This is a genomic window from Vibrio sp. 1580 (genome assembly GCF_033340055.1).
This window is the reverse complement of the sequence record NZ_JAWOVT010000646.1, coordinates 1-537: the sequence shown is the minus strand read 5'-3', so window position 1 is coordinate 537 and position 537 is coordinate 1. Positions and strand designations below refer to the sequence as shown.

The following is a 537-nucleotide window of genomic DNA, read 5'->3' as shown; positions in this document are numbered from 1 at the left end:
GGCAATTTATGTATACCATTGAATATCAGCAAGGAATATTGTGCCTGATGAATGGATGTAATTTTATGTTTCACGCCGCCTATTAATTCACCATAAAAGTCACGCTTTGTTTGCCGTGTTCACAGATTTATCATCTGATCTAAGCCTTGCTGTTAACTCGATGTTAACTTAGAACAACACCACAGTGACGTGGAAGTGGGTTAACGGTAAGGATGTACCATGAGTTGGAGAACCATCAGCTTTAGAAAGCGCATGCTGGTCATTATGACGCTCTCGGGCTTGATCGAGTTACTTCTGCTCGTCGCCGCAGGTTTTACCTACCTCAAAGTCAATCAAGAACACGAAATGGGTGAAAAGGCACTCGGTGTTGCCCGTTTCCTCGCAGAGTCTGAAATCGTCATTGAGATGGTGGAAGCTCAGCAGCCAGAACCTTATCAAGAGTCCTTTCGCGCACTCACTAAAGCGATTGGTGCGGCCTTTATTGTGATTGGGGATAACCAAGGCGTGCGCTTAATTCATCCGGTAGATGAGCGAATT

At 45.1% G+C, this 537-nt stretch carries 1 protein-coding gene; it reads left to right on the top strand.

Going from position 1 to position 537, the window contains the following annotated elements:
* Positions 1-219: 219 nt before the first annotated feature.
* Positions 220-537 (top strand): hypothetical protein (locus R7093_RS27620; protein ID WP_318147328.1); only part of this gene is annotated, 318 nt, incomplete at its 3' end.